Below are 20,693 nucleotides of genomic sequence, written 5' to 3' on the forward strand. Positions count from 1 at the left end.
GAAAGTTCTCTGCATGTCAAGGCCTGGTAAGGTTCTTCGCGTTGCTTCGAATTAAACCACATGCTCCACCGCTTGTGCGGGCCCCCGTCAATTCATTTGAGTTTTAACCTTGCGGCCGTACTCCCCAGGCGGTCAACTTAATGCGTTAGCTGCGCCACTAAAATCTCAAGGATTCCAACGGCTAGTTGACATCGTTTACGGCGTGGACTACCAGGGTATCTAATCCTGTTTGCTCCCCACGCTTTCGCACCTCAGTGTCAGTATCAGTCCAGGTGGTCGCCTTCGCCACTGGTGTTCCTTCCTATATCTACGCATTTCACCGCTACACAGGAAATTCCACCACCCTCTACCGTACTCTAGCTTGCCAGTTTTGGATGCAGTTCCCAGGTTGAGCCCGGGGCTTTCACATCCAACTTAACAAACCACCTACGCGCGCTTTACGCCCAGTAATTCCGATTAACGCTTGCACCCTCTGTATTACCGCGGCTGCTGGCACAGAGTTAGCCGGTGCTTATTCTGTCGGTAACGTCAAAATTGCAGAGTATTAATCTACAACCCTTCCTCCCAACTTAAAGTGCTTTACAATCCGAAGACCTTCTTCACACACGCGGCATGGCTGGATCAGGCTTTCGCCCATTGTCCAATATTCCCCACTGCTGCCTCCCGTAGGAGTCTGGACCGTGTCTCAGTTCCAGTGTGACTGATCATCCTCTCAGACCAGTTACGGATCGTCGCCTTGGTGAGCCATTACCTCACCAACAAGCTAATCCGACCTAGGCTCATCTGATAGCGCAAGGCCCGAAGGTCCCCTGCTTTCTCCCGTAGGACGTATGCGGTATTAGCGTTCCTTTCGAAACGTTGTCCCCCACTACCAGGCAGATTCCTAGGCATTACTCACCCGTCCGCCGCTGAATCAAGGAGCAAGCTCCCGTCATCCGCTCGACTTGCATGTGTTAGGCCTGCCGCCAGCGTTCAATCTGAGCCATGATCAAACTCTTCAGTTCAATACTGCTTGGGTTTTTAAGAAACCCTAAACTTGGCTCAGCAATCTCAAATGACTATGTGATTTCTCGCATGGCCACTTGTGATGCTGATAATCTTTGTGACTATCAGTCCGTACTCACAAGCACCCACACGAATTGCTTGATTCGATTTGTTAAAGAGCGTTTGGCTGAGAGTGCTTCGTCTCAACCGAGGCGCGCATTCTACGCTTTCCTCATTTGCTGTCAAGCGTTTATTTTGAAGTTTTTTGCGAGAAACTCGTTTAGCTTCAAACACTTGACTCGCTGCGATCGCTCGTAGCGGGAGGCGAATCATACAGCACTCAAGAGCGCTGTCAACCTTCATCTCAACCGCTTTTGATCGGGTGATCGTAGCGCTTCCGGAAACCCGTTAATCGCTTAACTCATTGAATCTCAAGGAGTTTTGCGTTCCGTTGTCGCTGGAAGTGGGGCGCATTATAAGGGGATTCGAGAGGGCGTCAACCGTTTATTTCATTAAAGTGAAATTAAGGCTGAACAGCGCCGCCACTGGCGGCGCATCGCGAGCTACGCTCGCTCCTACCTTAATAGGAGGTTATTCAGGCTTTAGGGTAACTCGGGCGAACGACTTCTTGCCGGCCTGGCACACATGGCTGGCACCCAGGGCAAACATGAAATCACGGTCGACTGCAGCGCCATCAACCTTTACCGCTCCCCCGGCCAGCAGGTCACGTGCCTGCGCCGAGTTCTTCACCAGGCCAGCGCGATTCAGCACGGCAGCAATAGGCAGGCTCTCGGCAGACACCACTTCAACCTCCGGCAGGTCTTCTGGAAGCTCGCCTTCCTTCATACGGTTACCGGCCGCACGGTGGGCATTGGCCGCCGCCTCCTCACCATGGAAACGCGCAACGATTTCCTCGGCCAGCTTTATCTTGATGTCGCGCGGGTTGGCACCCTTGGCCACATCAGCACGCAGCCCCTCGATCTCTTCCATCGAGCGGAAGCTCAGCAGTTCGAAATAGCGCCACATCAAGGTGTCAGGAATCGACACCAACTTGCTGTACATCACCCCTGGCGCTTCCTGGATACCCACATAATTGCCCAGCGACTTGGACATCTTCTTCACGCCGTCCAGCCCCTCGAGCAATGGCATGGTGACGATGTTCTGGGCCTCCTGGCCATAGGCACGCTGCAACTCGCGGCCCATCAGCAGGTTGAACTTCTGATCGGTACCGCCCAACTCGACGTCAGCCTTGAGCGCTACCGAGTCATAGCCCTGCACCAGCGGGTAAAGGAACTCATGGATGGCAATGGGCTGATTGGTGGTGTAGCGCTTGTCGAAGTCATCACGCTCGAGCATGCGCGCCACGGTGTACTGCGACGCCAGGCGAATGAAGTCTGCCGGTGACAGGGTGTCCATCCAGGTGGAGTTGAACGCGACCTCGGTCTTGGCCGGGTCGAGAATCTTGAACACCTGCTGTTTATAGGTTTCGGCGTTTTCCAGCACCTGCTCGCGGGTCAGGGGTGGGCGCGTGGCGCTCTTGCCGCTGGGGTCGCCGATCATGCCGGTGAAGTCACCAATGAGGAACACCACCTGATGGCCAAGGTCCTGGAACTGACGCAGCTTGTTGATCAGCACCGTGTGGCCGAGATGAAGATCGGGCGCCGTGGGATCGAAGCCTGCCTTGATGCGCAAGGGCTGACCGCGCTTGAGCTTCTCAACCAGTTCCGACTCGACCAGTACTTCTTCGGCACCGCGCTTGATAAGCGCCAGCTGCTCTTCAACCGACTTCATAGACAAACCCGCAAGGCTCAGATTCAGGGGGAGCCAACCATACAAGATCGGCTGTCAAATACAAGTTCACAAAGGGATGTGACCCGGACCCGGCGTCGCGACGTCTACGCGCCCTTGCGTGAAAATGCTTTTGGTTATATTTTATACAGTTATTTCATCTTCATCATGTCATTCATCTTTTCCATTTCACCTTTTTCAAAGTCCTTAGCCCATGACCAACGAACCGCCTAAAGCGCCTCCGCTTTATCCGAAGACACATATTCTGGCCGCCAGTGGTATCGCGGCCTTGCTCAGCCTGGCCCTGCTGGTGTTCCCCTCCAGCGACGTAGAAGCCAAGAAAACCACCCTTAACCTGGAGCTGGAAAGCCCCGCCGAGCAGCTCAAGGACGAATCCCGCACTGCCCCGCTGGTACAGGCCGAAGGTGAGCAAGGCTCGCCGTTCGCCCAGATCGAAGAGCCGGCACCCAGCACACAGAATGCTGAGCAAAAGGCGCCGGCGACCGAGCCCGCCGCACAGGCTGCCAAGGCACCTGACCACCGCGAGGTGACCGTCGCCAGCGGTGACACCCTCTCTACCTTGTTCGCCAAGGTTGGCCTCCCTGCCAATGCCGTCCACGACATCCTGGCCAGCAGCAAGCAGGCCAAGCAGTTCAGCCAGCTGAAGCATGGCCAGGTACTGCAGTTCGAGCTGGACAAAGACGGCCAGCTCGCCAACCTGCACAGCAAAGTCAGCAGCCTTGAAACCATTCGCCTGACCAAGACCGACAAGGGCTACACGTTCAACCGAGAAATCAGCAAACCGGTCGTACGCACCGCTTACGCCCACGGCGTGATCAAAAGCTCCCTGTCGGCCTCTGCCCAACGCGCCGGGCTGTCCCACAGCCTGACCATGGACATGGCACGGGTGCTGGGCTACGACATCGACTTTGCCCAGGATATTCGCCAGGGCGATGAATTCGACGTGGTCTACGAGCAGAAGGTCATGGATGGCAAAGTGGTCGGCACCGGCAACATCCTGTCGGCGCGCTTTACCAACCGCGGCAAGACCTACACCGCTGTGCGCTACACCAACAAGCAGGGCAACACCACCTACTACACGGCCGATGGCAACAGCTTGCGCAAGGCGTTCATCCGCACGCCGGTAGACTTTGCCCGCATCAGCTCGCGGTTTTCTGCAGGCCGCAAGCACCCCATTCTGAACAAGATCCGTGCGCATAAAGGCGTCGACTATGCAGCCCCTCGCGGCACACCGATCAAGGCTGCAGGCGATGGCCGTATCGAACTTGCCGGGCGCCGCGGCGGTTACGGTAATACGGTCGTCATCCAGCACGGCAATCGCTACAAGACCCTTTACGGGCACATGCAAGGCTTCGCCAAGGGCATCAAGACCGGCGGCACGGTCAAGCAAGGCCAGATCATCGGGTATATCGGCACCACCGGCCTGTCCACTGGCCCTCACCTGCACTACGAGTTCCAGGTGAACGGTGTGCACGTCGACCCACTGAGCCAGAAAGTGCCGATGGCCGACCCGATCGCCAAGAACGAGCGCCAGCGCTTCCTGCAGCAGAGCCAGCCCCTGATCGCGCGCATGGATCAGGAAAAGGCCACGCTGCTCGCTTCCAACAAGCGCTGACAGCATGGCCCTCTACATTGGGGTAATGTCCGGCACCAGCCTCGACGGCCTGGACATTGCCTTGGTAGAACAAGGCGAGCAGCTTCAACTGCTCGCCACCCATTACCTGCCGATGCCCGACGACCTTCGCCAGGCGCTACTCAGCCTGTGCAGTAGCGGGCCCGACGAAATCGCCCGAGCCGCACTGGCGGAAAACCGCTGGGCCACACTGGCCGGTGAAGGTATTGCGCAGCTGCTGGCACGTCAGGGGCTGCGCCCCGAGGACATCCGCGCCATTGGCAGCCATGGGCAGACCATTCGCCATGAACCTGCACGCGGGTTTACGGTGCAGATTGGCAACCCGGCGCTGCTGGCCGAGGTCACGGGCATCCGCGTTGTGGCCGATTTCAGACGCCGCGATGTCGCTGCCGGAGGCCAGGGTGCGCCCCTGGTACCGGCCTTTCACGAAACCTTGTTCAGCCACATTGGCCAGCGCCTGGCAATCCTCAACGTTGGTGGTTTCAGCAACCTGAGCCTGATTGCACAAGGCACACCCGTACACGGCTTCGACTGTGGCCCCGGCAACGTGCTGCTGGATGCCTGGGTAGAACGCAAGCGCGGCCAGGCCTACGATGCTGACGGCGCATGGGCCGCAACCGGGAAGGTGCAACCTGCCCTGCTCGGTACATTGCTGGCTGATCCGTTCTTTGCGGGGAGCGGCCCAAAAAGCACAGGCCGTGAGGTGTTCAACCTGCCCTGGCTGGACAGCCACCTGGCCACGCTGCCCGCTTACCGCGACGAAGACGTGCAGGCGACGCTGCTGGAACTGAGTGCGCGCAGCATCATCGACTCGCTGAACAATGCCCAACCGGGTACCCAGGCCCTGCTGGTATGTGGGGGCGGCGCCCGCAACGGCGCATTGATGGCTCGCCTGGCCCAGCTGCTGCCGCTAGCGAAGGTTGCAAGCACAGCCGCCTATGGCATCGACCCTGACTGGGTGGAGGCCATGGCGTTCGCCTGGTTGGCCCATTGCTGCCTCGAAGGGGTTGCTGCCAACCGCCCCAGTGTCACCGCTGCACGCGGGCTACGCATACTGGGCGCCATCTACCCTGCATAACACACCGCTGCAGGTAGCAAAACGCCGCGCAATTGCGCGGCGTTTTTTTTGCAGCAAACTTCAGATCGAGAAGGAAGAGCCACAGCCGCAGGTGGTGGCGGCATTCGGGTTCTTGATCACGAACCGCGAACCTTCCAGGCCTTCCTGGTAGTCGACTTCGGCACCCGCCAAGTACTGGAAGCTCATCGGGTCGACCACCAGCGACACCCCTTCGCGCTCGACGATGGTGTCATCTTCGGCGACATCTTCATCGAAGGTGAAACCGTACTGGAAGCCCGAGCAGCCGCCACCGGTGACGAATACACGCAACTTCAGGCGGTCATTGCCTTCCTCGGAAACCAGTGTCTTCACCTTTTGCGCAGCGCCGTGGGTAAATTCCAAAGCCGTGGGGGTGAAGGTTTCGACGCTCATGTTGATTCTCCCGGCGTGGTAGCCGCCATAAAACTCGATGGCGGCCATTATCCGCTTTCCCGAGAAAATCGGTCAACAATAGCAAGCGTCACCCTGCTGCTTGCCATTCATCACGTGTCAGGGCAACAGGCCGGCATGGCCAAGGCCCATACGCTCGTCCAGGCCGAACAGGATGTTGAGGTTCTGCACCGCCTGGCCGGAAGCACCTTTGACCAGGTTGTCGATGACCGACAGCACCACCACCAGGTCGCCACCTTGCGGGCGGTGAACGGCGATGCGGCAGACGTTCGCACCGCGCACGCTGCGGGTTTCCGGGTGGCTGCCGGCGGGCATCACGTCGACGAACGGTTCGTTGGCGTAGCGCTTCTCGAACAGTGCCTGCAGGTCTACCGACTTGTCGGCAACCGTAGCGTACAGGGTGGCGTGGATGCCGCGGATCATCGGTGTCAGGTGGGGCACGAAGGTCAGGCCGATGTCCTTGCCCGCAGCCAGGCGCAAGCCCTGGCTGATTTCTGGAAGGTGGCGATGGCCCTTGACCGCATAGGCTTTCATGCTCTCACCAGCCTCGCAGAACAACGAGCCCACGGCCGCGCCACGCCCCGCGCCACTGACACCGGACTTGCAGTCGGCAATCAGGCGGGTCTCGTCAGCCAGCCCCGCCTCCAGCAACGGCAAGAAACCCAGCTGGGTAGCGGTAGGGTAGCAGCCCGGTACCGCAATAAGGCGTGCCTGGCGAATCTTGTCGCGGTTCACCTCAGGCAAACCATACACCGCATCTGCCAGCAACTCCGGGGCGCCGTGGGGCTGGCCATACCATTTGCCCCATTCTTCAGCGTCCTGCAGGCGGAAGTCTGCCGAAAGGTCGATCACCTTGGTGCCGGCAGCCAGCAGCTCACCCGCCAAGGCATGGGCCACACCGTGTGGCGTAGCAAAGAACACCACATCGCAGGCACCCAGCGCCTTGCTGTCAGGCACGCTGAATGCCAGCCCGTCGTAATGACCGCGCAGGTTCGGGTACATGTCCGCCACTGGCAAGCCTGCCTCGGAGCGCGAAGTGATGATCGTCACTTCCGCCTGTGGGTGCTGTGCCAGCAGGCGCAACAGTTCGACGCCGGTGTAACCCGTGCCGCCGACGATACCGACCTTGATCATAACGCTTGCCCCTTATCAACGAGTCGCCTGGAAAAGTCACGATGATAGGGGCGCGATGCGTCTGTAACAACTCTTCGGGTGCCCCTGATGACACTTGGGCACTACTATCTGACGACCGTGAATACCCTGAAGGAACCACCTCGATGCTCTATCTATGGATCAAAGCGCTGCATATCGTCAGCGTGGTCTGCTGGTTTGCCGGCCTGTTCTACCTGCCACGGCTGTTCGTGTACCACGCCCAAAGCCAGGACAGCGTCAGCCAGGACCGTTTCGTGACCATGGAACGCAAGCTGTACCGCGGCATCATGAACCCGGCGATGATCGCCACGTACGTGTTCGGCATCTGGATGCTCTACCTCACGCCGGGCTGGCTCAGCCAAGGGTGGCTGCACGCCAAGCTGACACTGGTAATCCTGCTGACCGGCTACCATCACATGTGCGGCGCCCAGCGCAAACGCTTTGCCAGCGGCAGCAACACCCGCAGCCATGTGTACTATCGCTGGTTCAACGAAGTGCCCGTGCTGTTTCTGCTGGCTATCGTGATCCTGGTGGTGGTCAAGCCCTTCTGACGCAAAACGCAACGCCAGGCACTACAAGCTGTACACTACGCGCCCTCTTCAGCCCCAGGAGCCTTGCATGACCCGTTACGCCATGATCACCGGTGCTTCCAGCGGCCTGGGCCTGGCCCTGGCGGAAGCCCTGGCAAGGCGTGGGCGCAACCTGATCCTGGTGGCACGCCACCGAGAAACGCTGGAGCCGGTGGCTATCGAGCTGACCCAGCGTTTTGGCGTTGAAGTGCTGTTGCGCGCCTGCGACCTCAGCCAGCCCCTGCGCCTGTCGGGCTTCGTGCTGGAACTCGAAGAAGGCGAGCGGCGCATCGACCTGCTGGTCAACTGCGCCGGCCAACGTACCTACGGGCCGTTCCTGGCCCACGAGTGGGCAGACGAGCAGGACCTGCTGGAAGTCAACGTTCTGGCCCTGAGCCGCCTGTGCCACGCCATTGGCAACCTGATGGCGGTACAGGGCGGTGGCCAGATCCTCAACGTGGCCGGCCTGGCGGGTGTTGCGCCCGGCCCCTGGCTCGCTGCCTATGCCGCCAGCAAGGCATATGTCATGAGTTTTACACTGGCCCTGCGCGAAGAACTCGGGCGCACCGGCATCAAGGTTTCGGTGCTCTGCCCAGGCCCGGTGCGCTCATCGCGCCGGCGCATACCCCGCCTGGATGGCAAGGCCCGGTGCATCAGCCCTGAGGAACTGGCGCTGTACACCGTACGTGCGCTGGACAAGAACCGCGCAGTGATCATGCCGGGCCGGCGCAACCGTTGGCTGGCATTCGCCCCTCGCCTGCTGCCGCGCTGGCTGGTGCGCAAGCTGGCCGGGGTCATCCACAGGCGCTACTGCCCGGCTGGCATGGAATAGCCACTGGGCGAGCGGCGCCCGGCTGAGTACACTCGGGCCGGACCTTCACCATGGAGCAAGTGCTGTGGACGATTTATTCATCAAGATCATCAACCGGGAAATCCCGGCAAAGATCATCTACGAGGACGACCAGGTTCTGGCGTTCCACGACATCGCCCCCCAGGCGCCGGTGCACTTTCTGGTCATTCCGAAAAAGCACATCCGCACCCTCAACGACCTGACCGAGCAAGACAAGGGCCTGGCCGGCCACATCCTGTTCACCGCCCAGCGTCTGGCCAAGGAGCTAGGCTGCGAAGAGGGTTTCCGGGTGGTCATGAACTGCAATGAGCAGGGCGGCCAGACGGTGTACCACATCCACATGCATGTGCTTGGCCAGCGCCAGATGAACTGGCCGCCGGGCTGATCCACGGCAAGCGACCCTGATGCTATTGGGGTAAACTGTCGGGCACATTCTTGCGGAGGTGCCCGATGGCTACCGAACGTCACTATTCCCCGCTCGACCGCTTGTTGCTGCAGGCCGATACCGCCATGCGCACCTTGCTGCCCTTCAGCGGCCAGCCGTCCCGGCCTTCACCGGCGATCATCCAGCCCGACGTCGACCTCGATGCCCAACAGGCGCGCCATGTTGCCGGGCTGATGCGCATCAACCACACCGGCGAAGTCTGTGCTCAGGCGCTGTACCAGGGCCAGGCCCTGACGGCGAAACTGCCTGAAGTACGCAAGGCCATGGAACACGCTGCAGAAGAAGAAATCGACCATTTGGTCTGGTGCGAGCAGCGCATTCGCCAACTCAACAGCCACCCCAGCGTGCTCAACCCCCTTTTCTATGGCATGTCGTTCGGCATTGGCGCACTTGCCGGGCTGGTCAGCGACAAGGTCAGCCTGGGCTTCGTCGCCGCCACCGAGCACCAGGTGTGCAAACACCTCGACCATCATCTCCAGCAGATCCCTGCCGATGACCAGAAGTCCCGGGCGATTCTCGAGCAGATGCGCATCGACGAGGAACAGCACGCCGAAACCGCGCTTGAGGCGGGCGGCTACCGCTTCCCGGCGCCCGTACGCTTTGGCATGAGCCTGCTGGCCAAGGTCATGACCAAGAGCACCTACCGTATCTAAAGGGCAGGCATGACCGAACGCTTCCAAGCAACGGACCTGGCCCGTGCGGTTGAGGCCGGGGTTCTGCAACCCGGCCAGGACCGGGCGCTGCTGGCGTTTCTGCGCCAGCAGCCGGCCGCTACCGGCAACCTGCAACTGGCGCACACGGCGTTCTACTTCGGTGCCCTGTTGATCATGGCGGCCATGGGCTGGCTGCTGAATGAGGCATGGTTGCGCGTGGGTGACGGCGCGTTGTTGCTGGTCGCCAGCCTCTACATCTTGTTCATTACCCTGTTTGCACTCAGGCTGCAGCGGCGCGCACAACCGGTGGCGGCCGGCGTACTGGCAGCCGTGGCGGTCAGCATCGTGCCCTTGGCAGTTTTTGCCGTCGAACGCCTTCTGGGCTGGTGGCCACTGGAAGACACCCAAAGCAACTATCACCAGTACTACACCCATGTTCAGGGCGGCTGGCTGTTGATGGAGGCCGCAACCATCCTGGCCGGGCTGCTGATGCTGCGGCTTGTGCCCTACCCTTTCATCGTGATGCCGATTGCCGTGGCGCTGTGGTTCATGTCGATGGACTTGAGCGAGTGGTTCTTCGGCTCGCCGTTCACCTGGGAGCAGCGCCGTGAAGTGTCACTGTGGTTCGGGTTGGCGACCTTACTGGTGTTTCTGGTGGTAGACGGCCGCACCCGCCAGGATTATGCCCACTGGGGTTATCTGGCGGGCCTCGCCGCGTTCTGGGGAGGGCTGACGCTGGTGGATAACGGCAGCGAATTGGGCAAGGCCGTGTATTGCCTCATCAACCTCGTACTGATCGCCATGGCGGTGCTGCTGCGCCGGCCGGTGTTCATGGTGTTCGGCGCGCTGGGCGTGGCGACTTACCTGGGGTATCTATCTTACGAGGTATTTGCCGACTCGTTGCTCTTCCCGGTCGTACTGACCCTGATCGGGCTGGGGGTGATCGGCCTGGGGTTGTTTTACCAGAAGCGGCGTGAGCGGTTGAGCCAGTGGATGCGGGGAAGGTTGCCGGGGTGGGTACAGGTGGCCCTGCCAGCGCTGCGCAGCTGATGGCACGGGTCACCCCGCTAAATCAAGCCGTCATGAGCAGTTCTGCCAGAGCCGGCGATGTAACCTAAAACCTGCTTCAACCAAGCTCTACAATTTCGTAGCCATGGGTAATCTCGACCCCGGCACGTTCGAGCATGATCGATGCAGAGCAATACTTCTCAGCGGACAACTCGACCGCCCGTTTAACCTGGGCTTCCTTCAGCCCGCGGCCTTTGACCACGAAGTTCATGTGGATCTTGGTAAAGACTTTCGGGTCTTCGCTGGCACGGTCGGCCTCAAGGAACGCTTCGCAGCTTTCCACTGCCTGACGCGACTTCTTGAGGATGCTGACCACATCGAAGCTGCTGCAGCCGCCCAGGCCCAGCAGCAGCATTTCCATCGGCCGCACACCCAGGTTGCGACCACCCGCCTCGGGCGGGCCGTCCATCACCACGACGTGGCCGCTTCCCGATTCGCCGAGGAACATTGCCTCACCGGCCCACTGGATACGTGCCTTCATCTGCCTGGACTCCTGAATTCAAAAAAGGGTGTCAGCTTAGACCTTGTGCAGCCGCGGGAAAAGTACATGAAGCACCGGTTTAATACCGAAACATTTTGTAAGCGTCTGATAAGCTGGCGCCAAATGACTGGCGCCTTCGCCGGCTTGCTGTTGTAAAAGCCTATGGGTCGTATCGAACAGGATTTCGTGATGGTTGCTTCTGCCACAACCCCCAAGCTCAAGAACATCGACAGGCTGCTGGCGCACTGTCAGCGCCGCCACTACGCCGCCAAGAGCAACATCATTTGCGCCGGTGATCGAGCAGAGACGCTTTCGTTCATCATCAAGGGTTCGGTCACCATCCTCATCGAAGACGACGAAGGCCACGAAATGATCATCGCCTACCTGAACAGTGGCGACTTTTTCGGTGAGCTGGGCCTGTTCGAACCCGGGGGAGCCGAACAACACCGCAGTGCCTGGGTCAGAGCCAAAACCGAGTGTGAGGTGGCAGAGATCACCTATGGCAAGTTCCGCGAACTGGCACGCCAGGACCCGGACATGCTCTACGCCCTCGGCAGCCAGATGGCCCAGCGCCTGCGCAACACCACGCGCAAGGTAGGCGACCTGGCCTTTTTCGACGTCACTGGCCGGGTTGCCCGCTGCCTGCTTGAGCTGTGCAAGCAACCCGACGCCATGACCCACCCCGACGGCATGCAGATCAAGATCACCCGTCAGGAGATCGGCCGCATCGTGGGGTGCTCAAGGGAAATGGTTGGCCGCGTCCTCAAAGACCTTGAGGAGCGCAGCCTGGTGCAGGTCAAGGGCAAGACCATGGTGGTGCACGGAACCCGCTAGGTTTTGGGGACATCGGCCAGCACCCTGGCATACGCCTGGGACAGCCGTGCGAACCACGGCGCTTCGGGCGCCACTTCATGCAGCGCAATATGCGCATCGGCACGGCAGCGCTGTTCAAGCTCACAGCACTGGTTGAACCGATTGACGGCAGCCACCATTGATTCGCGCTCGTTGTCCAGCAGCAGCGCCCCGTGCACCAGCACCACCGGGCGCTTGCCCGCCAGGCTCTGCCGCCAGCGCTGGGCGGTACCGACCAGCTTGCGGCCATTGAGGTTGACGTTGTAACGGCCGTCGCAGAACGCGCCTTCAATTTCCCCCACCGAGGCCACACCGCCCCACTCACGTAGCACGTCGCACAATGGCAGGCATAGACGCTGATAGGCGTTTTCGATGCGGCCGTGGTCGCCTTCACTACGAGGAGCGGGGTAAACCAGCGCGATGTTCACAGTGGAATGCGATTGAGGCACTGGCTCACCACCGGTCTCGCGCAGCAGCACCGGCCAGCCGCCAATCGCCAGTTCTGCGCAGGCGACCTCGAAGTGTTGCAGCCGGCTCATACGACGGGGCATGACCAGCGCATGGTCCGTCGGGCGCCAGAACAGCACGCCACTTTCCCGTTCGCCGCGGCACACTGCACCCAGCAGTTCCTGCTCGGCGTGCAGGCCTTGTTCCACAGTCAGGGCAAGGGGTTGATCGGTCATTGCTCCACCTATGATCGTTTCTTCGCTGCCTTCAAGGCCTGCCCCGGAAGCGGCAATGGCAGGGCCTGTAAAAAAGCCGGCAGTTGCGCCGGCTTGTTTTTGCTCAGTCCAGTTGCTGAACGGTTTTCTTCACCTGCTCGGGGAAGAACAGACGCTGCAGCTCAAGGCCCGGCTGCTCGGCCCGCATGAACGCCTCGCCCACCAGGAACGAGTAGACGTCATTGATTTCCATCAGCTCGACGTCGGCACGGTTCAGGATACCGCTCTCGGTGATGGCCAGGCGGTCGCGAGGAATACGCGGCAGCAGGTCCAGGGTGGTCTCCAGGCTGACCTCGAAGGTGTGCAGGTTGCGGTTGTTCACCCCTACCAGCGGTGTGTCCAGAGTCTTCAGGGCACGCTCCAGCTCATCGCCGTCATGCACCTCCACCAGTACATCCAGCCCGACGTCTTTGGCCGTGGCGGCAAGTTCAGCCATTTTCACATCGTCGAGCGCCGACACGATCAGCAACACACAGTCGGCGCCCAAGGCACGGGCCTCGACGATCTGGTACGGGTCGACCATGAAGTCCTTGCGGATAACCGGTAGCGACACCGCGCCGCGAGCTTGCTGCAGGTACTCATCGGCGCCCTGGAAGTAATCCACATCGGTCAGCACCGACAGGCAGGTGGCACCACCCTTCTCGTAGCTGACCGCAATCTCGGACGGCACGAATACTTCACGGATCACGCCTTTGCTGGGCGAGGCTTTCTTGATCTCGGCAATCACCGCCGGCTGCTTGCGCTTGGCCTGCTCGATCATGGCATTGGCAAAACCGCGGGGGGCGTCTGCTGACTTGGCCAGCACGTCCAGCTCGGCAAGGCTCACCCGAGCCCGGCGTTCTGCCACCTCCTGAAACTTGCGGGCGATGATCCGTTCCAGCACCGTTGGCACACTCATGCTTCGTTCTCCACCTTGAATACCGCCGTAAAGGCGCCCAGCTCCTGCATTTTCTCCCAGGCCAGCCCCGTGTGCAGTACATCGCTGGCCAGTTCCACGCCAGCCTTCAGGCTCATGGCATGGTCGGCTGCATAGAGCGCCGCACCTGCGTTGAGAACGATCATTTCTGCAGCCTTCTGGCCGTTCTCGGTCTTGCGCCTGCCGAGGGCGTCACGAATGAGCGCCAGCGAAGCCTGCGGGTTTTCTACGGCGAGGCCATGCAGACTCTGGCTCTTCATGCCGAGGTCTTCAGGCTCCACCCAGTACTCGGTGATTTCGCCGTTTTTCAGTTCCGCCACGAACGTGGGTGCGGCCAGGCTGAACTCGTCCAGGCCGTCCTTGGAATGCACCACCAGTACATGCTTGCTGCCCAGGCGGTGCAGCACTTCAGCCAGCGGGCGGCACAGCGCCTGGGTGAACACCCCAACCACCTGGTGCTTCACGCCGGCCGGATTCGTAAGCGGGCCGAGCATGTTGAACAAGGTGCGCATCCCCAGATCGCGGCGCGGGCCAGCGGCATGCTTCATGGCGGTATGATGGCTTTGCGCGAACATGAAGCCGATGCCCAGGCTGTCGATGCAACGGGCAACCTGCACAGGCGTCAGGTTCAGGTAGATGCCCGCAGCCTCCAGCAAGTCGGCACTGCCGCTTTTACCCGAAACGGCCCGGTTGCCATGCTTGGCCACCGTACACCCCGCCGCCGCCAGCACGAACGACGAAGCGGTGGAAACGTTGAAAATGTTGGCACCATCACCGCCTGTGCCAACAATATCCACCACGCCATCAAGATTCTGCAGTTCGACCTTGTCCGCCAGTTCGCGCATCACGGAAACGGCGCCGACGATTTCATCGATGCTCTCGCTCTTCATGCGCATGCCCATCAGGAAGGCGCCAATTTGCGCCTCGCTGCACTGCCCGGTCATGATTTCGCGCATGACACTGCGCATTTCTTCGGTGGTCAGGTCCAGGTGGCCGACGATACGGCTCAACGCGCTCTTGATATCCATATTCGATCCTTAGCGGTGGCCGCCAGTCTGCTTGAGGAAGTTGGCGAACAGCTCGTGCCCTTGTTCGGTCAGTATCGACTCAGGGTGGAACTGCACCCCTTCAACATTCAGCGTCTTGTGCCGCAGCCCCATGATTTCATCCACCGAGCCGTCTTCGAGGGCGGTCCAGGCGGTGACTTCCAGGCAGTCTGGCAGGGTGTCGCGCTTGACCACCAGCGAGTGGTAGCGGGTAACGGTCAACGGGTTGTTGAGGCCGGCAAACACACCGAGGTCACGGTGGTAGACCGGGCTGGTCTTGCCATGCATCACCTGGCGCGCGCGCACCACATCACCACCGTAGGCCTGGCCGATGGACTGGTGCCCCAGGCACACACCCAGAATCGGCAGCTTGCCGGCAAAATGCAGAATGGCCTGGATGGAGACACCGGCCTCGCTCGGCGTGCAAGGGCCGGGGGAAACGACGATGCGCTCAGGCTGCAGGGCTTCGATCTGGGCGATGGTCAGCTCGTCATTGCGAATGACCTTGACCTCGGCACCCAGCTCGCCAAGGTACTGCACGACGTTGTAAGTGAATGAGTCGTAATTGTCGATCATCAGTAACATCGGGTTAAACCTCTTGAATCTACTGACTTCATAATTCGAACCTTCCCACACCTGCGGCAGGCGCGGCTTCGCCACAAAGGGCTGATACAGGAAGGCAAACAGGGACGGGCCGGGCAGGCCGGCAGGGGATAAAGTCAGGCGCGCCAACGCCAACGGGCGTGGGCCTTGATTACGCGCATCAAGAGTTTGCTGACGATCAACACAGGGTAGGTCTCGCTCTTACGTTCGGGCACAGTAGCCTACCGGGGCGGCGGGCGCAATACGCCCGTAAACACTGGGAAACGAATGGACTTCGGAGCGATGCCCGCCGATTTGCTAAGGTCGATGGGGCTCCCCTGATAAAAACAAAGAAAAGGATGTTCCATGATGCGAAAACCCGCACTGCTGCGCCTCACCCTCAGCACCTTGGCCCTGGCCTGCAGCCAGGCATTCGCCGGCCCCTCGCCCTACTCCAACCTGATCGTGTTCGGCGACAGCCTCAGCGATGCCGGGCAGTTTGGCGGCATGCGCTTCACCAACCGTGACGCCAACGGCAACTACGCACCCGTGTCGCCGATGATCCTGGGCGCACACCTTGGCGTGAACCCGGCAGCCCTTGGCCCTTCCACCTCCCCGCTCAACCAGGCCGTAGGCCTGCCTGACGGAAACAACTGGGCGGTAGGCGGTTACACCACGCGGCAAATTCTGGACTCCATCACCACCACCTCGCAGACGGTGATCCCGCCCGGGCGCCCAGGGGCCGGTCAGTTGCTGCGGGAAAAACCGGGTTACCTGGCCAACGGCCTGCGCGCGGACCCCAACGCACTGTATTACCTCACCGGCGGGGGCAACGACTTCCTGCAGGGGTTGGTCAATGGCCCTGCTGATGCCGTGGCAGCCGGCGCCCGGCTGGCCGCCATTGCCCAGGCCCTGCAGCAGGGGGGCGCCCGCTACATCATGGTCTGGCTGCTGCCTGATCTAGGCCAAACCCCCAACTTCAGCGGCACGCCGCAACAAAACCCGCTGTCCCAGCTGTCTGGCGCGTTCAACCAGTCGCTGCTCAGCCAGCTCAGGCAGGTGGACGCGCAAGTCATTCCCCTGAACATTCCGGGGCTGCTGAGCGAAGCCCTGGCCAACCCCAACGTGTTCGGGCTGGCCAGCGACCAGAACCTTGTCGGCACCTGCTACAGCGGCGAAGGTTGCGCAGGCAACCCCGTGTACGGCCTCAATGGCACAACACCCGACCCGAGCAAATTGCTGTTCAACGATGCGGTACACCCCACCATCGCCGGCCAGCGGCTGGTTGCCGATTACGCCTACTCCCTCATCGCCGCCCCGTGGGAGATCACCCTGCTGCCCGAGATGGCCCACGCCAGCGTGCGCGCGCATCAGGATGAACTACGCAACCAGTGGCAGGCGCCCTGGCAGGCCGTTGGCAAGTGGCAACCCTTTGTTGCCACAGGTGCCCAGGACCTGGATTTCGGTAGCCAACCTGGCGCCGCCAGCGGTGATGGCCGTGGCTACAACCTGACCGTGGGCGCCAGCTACCGGCTCGACGATGCCTGGCGCCTGGGCCTGGCCGGTGGCGCCTACCGACAGAAGCTGGAAGCGGGGACACAGGACTCTGACTACACGCTGGACAGCTACCTGGCCAGCGCATTCGCCCAGTACCGCCAACACCGCTGGTGGGCAGACGCGGCATTGACTGCCGGCCACCTGAACTACGGCGACCTCAAGCGCACCTTCGCCCTGGGTACCCATAACCGCAGCGAAAAGGGCAACACCGATGGCGAGACCTGGGCCGTGTCTGGCCGCGTCGGGTACAACCTGGCGCCAGACAGCAGCCGGTGGCAGCTGGCACCGTTCGTCAGCGCCGACTATGCACGGGTAAAGGTAGATGGTTACGACGAGAAGAGCCGCCGCTCAACGGCGCTGGCCTTCGATGACCAGGACCGTACATCACGGCGCCTGGGCGTCGGTTTGCAGGGTAGCCTGCAGGTAATGCCGGCAACGCGGTTGTTTGGCGAGGTGGCGCAGGAGCACGAATTCGAAGATGACCAGCAAGACGTGACGCTGCACCTGACGGGGCTGCCTGCCAACCACTTCACCTTGGCTGGGTATACCCCAGCCAGCAACCTGACCCGGGTTGGCCTGGGTGTCAGCCATGAAATCGTGGCAGGCGTGCACCTGCGAGGCAGCTATAACTGGCGCAAAAGCGACGAGCAGAAACAGCAGGGCCTAAGCCTGGGCGTTTCTGTCGACTTCTAACCTAGCCGCGAACGTAGCCTGCGATCTGCCTTGCGTGAACGTCAGAAGGCGGATCGCAAGCTTTGCCCGCGCCTACCGGGCCGAGCTTGTGGTCAGTTCTGTTCGGCCAGTGCGACGGCGCGGAACATCGCCCGGCGCTTGTTGATGGTTTCTTCCCACTCCAGTGCCGGCACCGAGTCGGCAACGATGCCGCCGCCCGCCTGCACATGCAGTTCGCCGTCCTTGATCACCGCCGTACGGATGGCAATGGCGGTGTCCATGTTGCCGTTCCAGGCGAAATAACCGACTGCGCCGCCATAAACGCCACGCTTGACCGGCTCCAGCTCATCGATGATTTCCATCGCCCGGATCTTCGGGGCCCCCGACAGGGTGCCCGCCGGCAAAATCGCCCGCAGCGCGTCCATGGCAGTGAGGCCTTCGCGCAACTGGCCGGTGACGTTGGAGACGATGTGCATCACGTTGGAATAGCGCTCGATCACCATTTTCTCGGTCAGGCGCACGCTGCCAGTGGCGGCCACACGGCCCACGTCATTGCGGCCCAGGTCGATCAGCATCAGGTGCTCGGCGATTTCCTTGTCGTCCGACAGCAGGTCATCTTCCAGCGCCCGGTCCGCATCTTCGGTTGCGCCACGCGGGCGGGTGCCGGCGATGGGGCGCACGGTAACCAGGTTGTCCTCGACCCGCACCAGCACTTCCGGCGAGCTGCCCACCACGTGGAAGTCACCGAAGTTGAAGAAGTACATGTAAGGCGTTGGGTTGAAGCAGCGCAGCGCGCGGTACAGGTCGATGGGCGCTGCCTTGAAGTCGATCGACATACGCTGGGAGGGCACAACCTGCATGCAGTCGCCGGCCAGGATGTACTCCTTGATGCGCCCGACAGCGTTTTCGTAATCCTCGCGGGTGTAGCTGGAGCGGAACTCGGGCTCTGCCGCCGGTGGGCCGCTCAAGTCCAGGCCACGGCGCGGGGTGATGGGCTGGCGCAAGGTTTCGAGCAAGTCCTGCAAGCGGGCATTGCCCTGTTCGAAGGCGTGCTCATCGGCCGGGTCGACCAGCACGATGGCGTGCATCTTGCCGGCCAGGTTGTCGAACACCACCACCGCATCAGACACCATCAGCAGAATATCCGGCACCGCCAGCGGGTCCGGGTTGGGGCTCGCACCCAGGCGTGTTTCCACATAGCGCACGCAGTCGTAACCGAAGTAACCCACCAGGCCGCCATTGAAGCGCGGCAACCCCGGAATGTCGGCCACCTTGTAACGGTCCTTGAATGCCTCGACGAAGGCCAGCGGGTCCTCGACATCATGGCTTTCGACCTCAACGCCGTCCTGCAGGATGCTGACGTGATAACCGTGCACCCGCATCACTGTGCGCGAAGGCAGGCCGATCATGGAATAACGGCCCCACTTCTCGCCGCCCTGCACGGACTCGAGCAGGTAGGAGTTAGGCTGATCAGCCAGCTTCAGGTAGATCGACAACGGCGTGTCGAAGTCGGCCAGGGTCTCGCAGGCCAGGGGGATGCGGTTATAGCCGGCTGCAGCCAGGCGCAGGAATTCTTCGCGGGTCATGAGTAGCCTCGTGGCATAAAGCTTATGGTCGGGCAAACGGATGGGCCGGCACGCGCCGGCAGGCAGAAGTCAGGCGCGCCAACGCCAGCGGGCCAGGGCCTTGATGACTTTCATCCAGAATTTGCCGGTAACCGCCACGGGGGACTCTCTGTCGTGTGAGGTTTGAAGGTCCGCCAACGTTATCCCAGTGGCAGGGTCTACGCAACCGGGCAGCAGTGCGCGCAGGTCATCGATCACCAGGCTGGGGGACTCTTCACCGATCGGCCGCCCATGGTTGTAACCATAGGTAAGGCCAACACTCTGCACGCCAGCGGCCTTGGCCGCCTGCACGTCGCTGCGCGAGTCGCCAACAAACAACGACTGTTGCGCGGTCACGCCCGCCATCTGCATGACAAACAGCAGCGCCGCAGGGTCGGGCTTCTTCTGCGGCAGGGTGTCGCCACCGATGATCCAGCGGAAGTAGCTGCCGATCTTCATCTGGTCCAGCAGCGGCCCGACAAAACGCTCGGGCTTGTTGGTGATCAGCGCCATCTCCACGCCGCGCTTGCTCAACCAGCGCAGGGTGTCTTTTACGCCTGGGTAGACCTGCGTCAGCGCATGGCTGTCGGCGTAGGCCTCCATGAACAACGCCAGGGCCCGTTCGGCCAGTGCATCATCTACCGAAGCATGATCGATGCCTCCGGCCAAGGCGCGGCGCACCAGCACCTGTGCACCGTTGCCCACCCACTGGCGCACGGCAGCAAGGCCGGCCGGGGGGCGGCCGAGTTCGAGCAGCATGCGGTCGACAGCGGCCGCCAGGTCTGGCACGGAATCGATCAGGGTACCGTCCAGATCGAACATCACCAGCCTGGGCAGCGTCCCCGGGAACAGCTGCTCGAAGCCGCTCATGGGCGGGCCTGAGCCAGTTCGCTGCGCATCTGCGCGATCACTTGTGCGTAGTCCGGGGCATTGAAAATGGCAGAACCGGCGACGAAGGTATCGGCACCTGCTGCAGCGATTTCACGGATGTTGCCCACATTGACCCCGCCGTCGATTTCCAGACGGATATCACGGCCGCTGGCGTCGATCAGTGCACGGGCTTCACGCAGTTTGTCGAGGGTGCCGGGGATGAACTTCTGCCCGCCAAAACCCGGGTTGACGCTCATCAGCAGCACCATGTCGACCTTGTCCATCACATACTTCAAGGCATCCAGGCTGGTGGCCGGGTTGAACACCAGGCCAGCCTTGCAGCCGCCATCCTTGATCAGTTGCAAAGAGCGATCGATGTGCTGCGAGGCTTCCGGATGGAAGGTGATGTAGCTGGCGCCGGCTTCGATGAAGTCGCCGATGATACGGTCGACCGGGCTGACCATCAGGTGCACGTCGATGGGCGCGGTGACGCCATACTTGCGCAGGGCGGTACACACCATCGGGCCGATGGTCAGGTTGGGGACATAGTGGTTGTCCATGACATCGAAGTGGACGATGTCTGCACCCGCAGCCAGAACCTTGTCGACATCCTCGCCCAGACGGGCGAAATCGGCAGAAAGAATGGAGGGGGCAATAGCGTAGGGCTGCATGGCGCACCTGTTGGCAGAATCACGGTGGCGCGCATTGTAACCCAGGCAAG

20 protein-coding genes and 1 rRNA gene are annotated in these 20,693 nt (G+C 61.3%); 9 read left to right on the plus strand and 12 right to left on the minus strand.

The window, feature by feature from the left end; genetic code table 11:
- Both IAE36_RS09615 and tyrS read right to left on the minus strand, forming a co-directional pair.
- Nucleotides 1–1,004: ribosomal RNA gene (locus IAE36_RS09615) — 16S ribosomal RNA — on the minus strand; the annotation flags it as partial.
- A 571-nt stretch (nt 1,005–1,575) separates the two neighbouring features.
- The gene (tyrS, locus tag IAE36_RS09620; protein ID WP_201212054.1) at nt 1,576–2,775 is read right to left on the minus strand and encodes a tyrosine--tRNA ligase; all 1,200 of its coding nucleotides are present in this window, start codon (nt 2,773–2,775) and stop codon (nt 1,576–1,578) included.
- 211 nt (nt 2,776–2,986) lie between these two features.
- Here tyrS and IAE36_RS09625 point away from each other — a divergent pair, with 211 nt between their 5' ends.
- Nucleotides 2,987–4,408: a peptidoglycan DD-metalloendopeptidase family protein gene (locus tag IAE36_RS09625; RefSeq protein WP_201212056.1), complete on the plus strand. Its 1,422-nt coding sequence runs from the start codon at nt 2,987–2,989 to the stop codon at nt 4,406–4,408.
- Nucleotides 4,409–4,412: 4 nt separating this feature from the next.
- Nucleotides 4,413–5,504: an anhydro-N-acetylmuramic acid kinase gene (locus IAE36_RS09630; protein ID WP_201212058.1), complete on the plus strand. Its 1,092-nt coding sequence runs from the start codon at nt 4,413–4,415 to the stop codon at nt 5,502–5,504.
- Nucleotides 5,505–5,564: 60 nt separating this feature from the next.
- Here the strand turns inward: IAE36_RS09630 and erpA are convergent, their stop codons facing one another.
- Both erpA and argC read right to left on the minus strand, forming a co-directional pair.
- Nucleotides 5,565–5,915, minus strand: coding sequence for an iron-sulfur cluster insertion protein ErpA (erpA, locus tag IAE36_RS09635; protein ID WP_028633511.1), 351 nt, complete (start codon nt 5,913–5,915; stop codon nt 5,565–5,567).
- Nucleotides 5,916–6,032: 117 nt separating this feature from the next.
- Complete coding sequence (gene argC, locus IAE36_RS09640) at nt 6,033–7,067, minus strand: N-acetyl-gamma-glutamyl-phosphate reductase (RefSeq protein ID WP_201212060.1); 1,035 nt, start codon at nt 7,065–7,067, stop codon at nt 6,033–6,035.
- Between the two features lie 143 nt (nt 7,068–7,210).
- On the opposite strand from argC, the gene hemJ reads away from it, so the two are divergent.
- The 5 genes from hemJ (at nt 7,211) to IAE36_RS09665 (ending at nt 10,652) form a co-directional block, all read left to right on the plus strand.
- Nucleotides 7,211–7,636 (plus strand): protoporphyrinogen oxidase HemJ, encoded by a 426-nt coding sequence (gene hemJ / locus IAE36_RS09645; RefSeq protein ID WP_028633513.1) that lies wholly within the window; start codon nt 7,211–7,213, stop codon nt 7,634–7,636.
- Between the two features lie 67 nt (nt 7,637–7,703).
- Entirely contained in the window at nt 7,704–8,486 is a 783-nt protein-coding gene (locus IAE36_RS09650; RefSeq protein WP_201162049.1) for an SDR family NAD(P)-dependent oxidoreductase, read from the plus strand.
- Between the two features lie 64 nt (nt 8,487–8,550).
- Nucleotides 8,551–8,889 carry a histidine triad nucleotide-binding protein gene (locus IAE36_RS09655; RefSeq protein WP_028633515.1) on the plus strand — a complete coding sequence of 113 codons (339 nt, stop codon included), beginning with the start codon at nt 8,551–8,553 and terminating at the stop codon, nt 8,887–8,889.
- Nucleotides 8,890–8,954: 65 nt separating this feature from the next.
- Entirely contained in the window at nt 8,955–9,602 is a 648-nt protein-coding gene (gene coq7, locus IAE36_RS09660; RefSeq protein ID WP_060482849.1) for a 2-polyprenyl-3-methyl-6-methoxy-1,4-benzoquinone monooxygenase, read from the plus strand.
- Between the two features lie 9 nt (nt 9,603–9,611).
- Nucleotides 9,612–10,652 carry a DUF2157 domain-containing protein gene (locus IAE36_RS09665; RefSeq protein WP_201212062.1) on the plus strand — a complete coding sequence of 347 codons (1,041 nt, stop codon included), beginning with the start codon at nt 9,612–9,614 and terminating at the stop codon, nt 10,650–10,652.
- 76 nt (nt 10,653–10,728) lie between these two features.
- On the opposite strand, the gene IAE36_RS09670 is transcribed toward IAE36_RS09665, so the two are convergent.
- Entirely contained in the window at nt 10,729–11,151 is a 423-nt protein-coding gene (locus tag IAE36_RS09670; protein WP_060482851.1) for an OsmC family protein, read from the minus strand.
- 189 nt (nt 11,152–11,340) lie between these two features.
- On the opposite strand from IAE36_RS09670, the gene crp reads away from it, so the two are divergent.
- Nucleotides 11,341–11,985: a cAMP-activated global transcriptional regulator CRP gene (crp, locus tag IAE36_RS09675; protein ID WP_201162052.1), complete on the plus strand. Its 645-nt coding sequence runs from the start codon at nt 11,341–11,343 to the stop codon at nt 11,983–11,985.
- Here the strand turns inward: crp and IAE36_RS09680 are convergent.
- The 4 genes from IAE36_RS09680 to IAE36_RS09695 form a co-directional block, all read right to left on the minus strand.
- Entirely contained in the window at nt 11,982–12,686 is a 705-nt protein-coding gene (locus IAE36_RS09680) for a lipoate--protein ligase family protein (protein ID WP_201212064.1), read from the minus strand. The two genes, crp and IAE36_RS09680, sit on opposite strands and share 4 nt — an antisense overlap.
- Before the next feature lie 103 nt (nt 12,687–12,789).
- Nucleotides 12,790–13,623, minus strand: a complete 834-nt coding sequence (trpC, locus tag IAE36_RS09685; RefSeq protein ID WP_028633520.1) for an indole-3-glycerol phosphate synthase TrpC — start codon at nt 13,621–13,623, stop codon at nt 12,790–12,792.
- The gene (gene trpD, locus IAE36_RS09690) at nt 13,620–14,669 is read right to left on the minus strand and encodes an anthranilate phosphoribosyltransferase (RefSeq protein ID WP_201212066.1); all 1,050 of its coding nucleotides are present in this window, start codon (nt 14,667–14,669) and stop codon (nt 13,620–13,622) included. Before trpD ends, trpC begins: the two co-directional genes overlap by 4 nt.
- 9 nt (nt 14,670–14,678) lie before the next feature.
- Nucleotides 14,679–15,272, minus strand: a complete 594-nt coding sequence (locus IAE36_RS09695) for an aminodeoxychorismate/anthranilate synthase component II (RefSeq protein WP_060482854.1) — start codon at nt 15,270–15,272, stop codon at nt 14,679–14,681.
- Between the two features lie 366 nt (nt 15,273–15,638).
- Here IAE36_RS09695 and estP point away from each other — a divergent pair, with 366 nt between their 5' ends.
- Complete coding sequence (gene estP, locus IAE36_RS09700; protein ID WP_201212167.1) at nt 15,639–17,519, plus strand: esterase EstP; 1,881 nt, start codon at nt 15,639–15,641, stop codon at nt 17,517–17,519.
- A gap of 92 nt (nt 17,520–17,611) precedes the next feature.
- Here the strand turns inward: estP and trpE are convergent, their stop codons facing one another.
- The 3 genes from trpE to rpe form a co-directional block, all read right to left on the minus strand.
- Nucleotides 17,612–19,084, minus strand: a complete 1,473-nt coding sequence (gene trpE / locus IAE36_RS09705; RefSeq protein ID WP_201212068.1) for an anthranilate synthase component I — start codon at nt 19,082–19,084, stop codon at nt 17,612–17,614.
- Nucleotides 19,085–19,153: 69 nt separating this feature from the next.
- A complete protein-coding gene (locus IAE36_RS09710) occupies nt 19,154–19,972 on the minus strand; it encodes a phosphoglycolate phosphatase (RefSeq protein ID WP_201212070.1) in 819 nt (272 codons plus the stop codon).
- The gene (rpe, locus tag IAE36_RS09715; RefSeq protein WP_028633526.1) at nt 19,969–20,643 is read right to left on the minus strand and encodes a ribulose-phosphate 3-epimerase; all 675 of its coding nucleotides are present in this window, start codon (nt 20,641–20,643) and stop codon (nt 19,969–19,971) included. The genes IAE36_RS09710 and rpe overlap by 4 nt, the downstream gene beginning before the upstream one ends.
- Nucleotides 20,644–20,693 lie beyond the last annotated feature (50 nt).

It is taken from the genome of Pseudomonas sp. S36, from assembly GCF_016647875.1.
Taxonomy (GTDB): domain Bacteria; phylum Pseudomonadota; class Gammaproteobacteria; order Pseudomonadales; family Pseudomonadaceae; genus Aquipseudomonas; species Aquipseudomonas parafulva.

What these genes read in the sequence shown, in the direction of transcription:
- coq7 (WP_060482849.1), top strand. Translation starts at nt 8,955, where the DNA reads ATGGCTACCGAACGTCACTATTCCCCGCTCGACCGCTTGTTGCTGCAG.
- erpA (WP_028633511.1), bottom strand. Translation starts at nt 5,915, where the DNA reads ATGAGCGTCGAAACCTTCACCCCCACGGCTTTGGAATTTACCCACGGC.
- tyrS (WP_201212054.1), bottom strand. Translation starts at nt 2,775, where the DNA reads ATGAAGTCGGTTGAAGAGCAGCTGGCGCTTATCAAGCGCGGTGCCGAA.
- hemJ (WP_028633513.1), top strand. Translation starts at nt 7,211, where the DNA reads ATGCTCTATCTATGGATCAAAGCGCTGCATATCGTCAGCGTGGTCTGC.
- estP (WP_201212167.1), top strand. Translation starts at nt 15,639, where the DNA reads ATGCGAAAACCCGCACTGCTGCGCCTCACCCTCAGCACCTTGGCCCTG.
- argC (WP_201212060.1), bottom strand. Translation starts at nt 7,067, where the DNA reads ATGATCAAGGTCGGTATCGTCGGCGGCACGGGTTACACCGGCGTCGAA.
- trpC (WP_028633520.1), bottom strand. Translation starts at nt 13,623, where the DNA reads ATGAGTGTGCCAACGGTGCTGGAACGGATCATCGCCCGCAAGTTTCAG.
- IAE36_RS09695 (WP_060482854.1), bottom strand. Translation starts at nt 15,272, where the DNA reads ATGTTACTGATGATCGACAATTACGACTCATTCACTTACAACGTCGTG.
- trpD (WP_201212066.1), bottom strand. Translation starts at nt 14,669, where the DNA reads ATGGATATCAAGAGCGCGTTGAGCCGTATCGTCGGCCACCTGGACCTG.
- IAE36_RS09630 (WP_201212058.1), top strand. Translation starts at nt 4,413, where the DNA reads ATGGCCCTCTACATTGGGGTAATGTCCGGCACCAGCCTCGACGGCCTG.
- IAE36_RS09625 (WP_201212056.1), top strand. Translation starts at nt 2,987, where the DNA reads ATGACCAACGAACCGCCTAAAGCGCCTCCGCTTTATCCGAAGACACAT.
- crp (WP_201162052.1), top strand. Translation starts at nt 11,341, where the DNA reads ATGGTTGCTTCTGCCACAACCCCCAAGCTCAAGAACATCGACAGGCTG.
- rpe (WP_028633526.1), bottom strand. Translation starts at nt 20,643, where the DNA reads ATGCAGCCCTACGCTATTGCCCCCTCCATTCTTTCTGCCGATTTCGCC.
- IAE36_RS09650 (WP_201162049.1), top strand. Translation starts at nt 7,704, where the DNA reads ATGACCCGTTACGCCATGATCACCGGTGCTTCCAGCGGCCTGGGCCTG.
- trpE (WP_201212068.1), bottom strand. Translation starts at nt 19,084, where the DNA reads ATGACCCGCGAAGAATTCCTGCGCCTGGCTGCAGCCGGCTATAACCGC.
- IAE36_RS09670 (WP_060482851.1), bottom strand. Translation starts at nt 11,151, where the DNA reads ATGAAGGCACGTATCCAGTGGGCCGGTGAGGCAATGTTCCTCGGCGAA.
- IAE36_RS09665 (WP_201212062.1), top strand. Translation starts at nt 9,612, where the DNA reads ATGACCGAACGCTTCCAAGCAACGGACCTGGCCCGTGCGGTTGAGGCC.
- IAE36_RS09710 (WP_201212070.1), bottom strand. Translation starts at nt 19,972, where the DNA reads ATGAGCGGCTTCGAGCAGCTGTTCCCGGGGACGCTGCCCAGGCTGGTG.
- IAE36_RS09680 (WP_201212064.1), bottom strand. Translation starts at nt 12,686, where the DNA reads ATGACCGATCAACCCCTTGCCCTGACTGTGGAACAAGGCCTGCACGCC.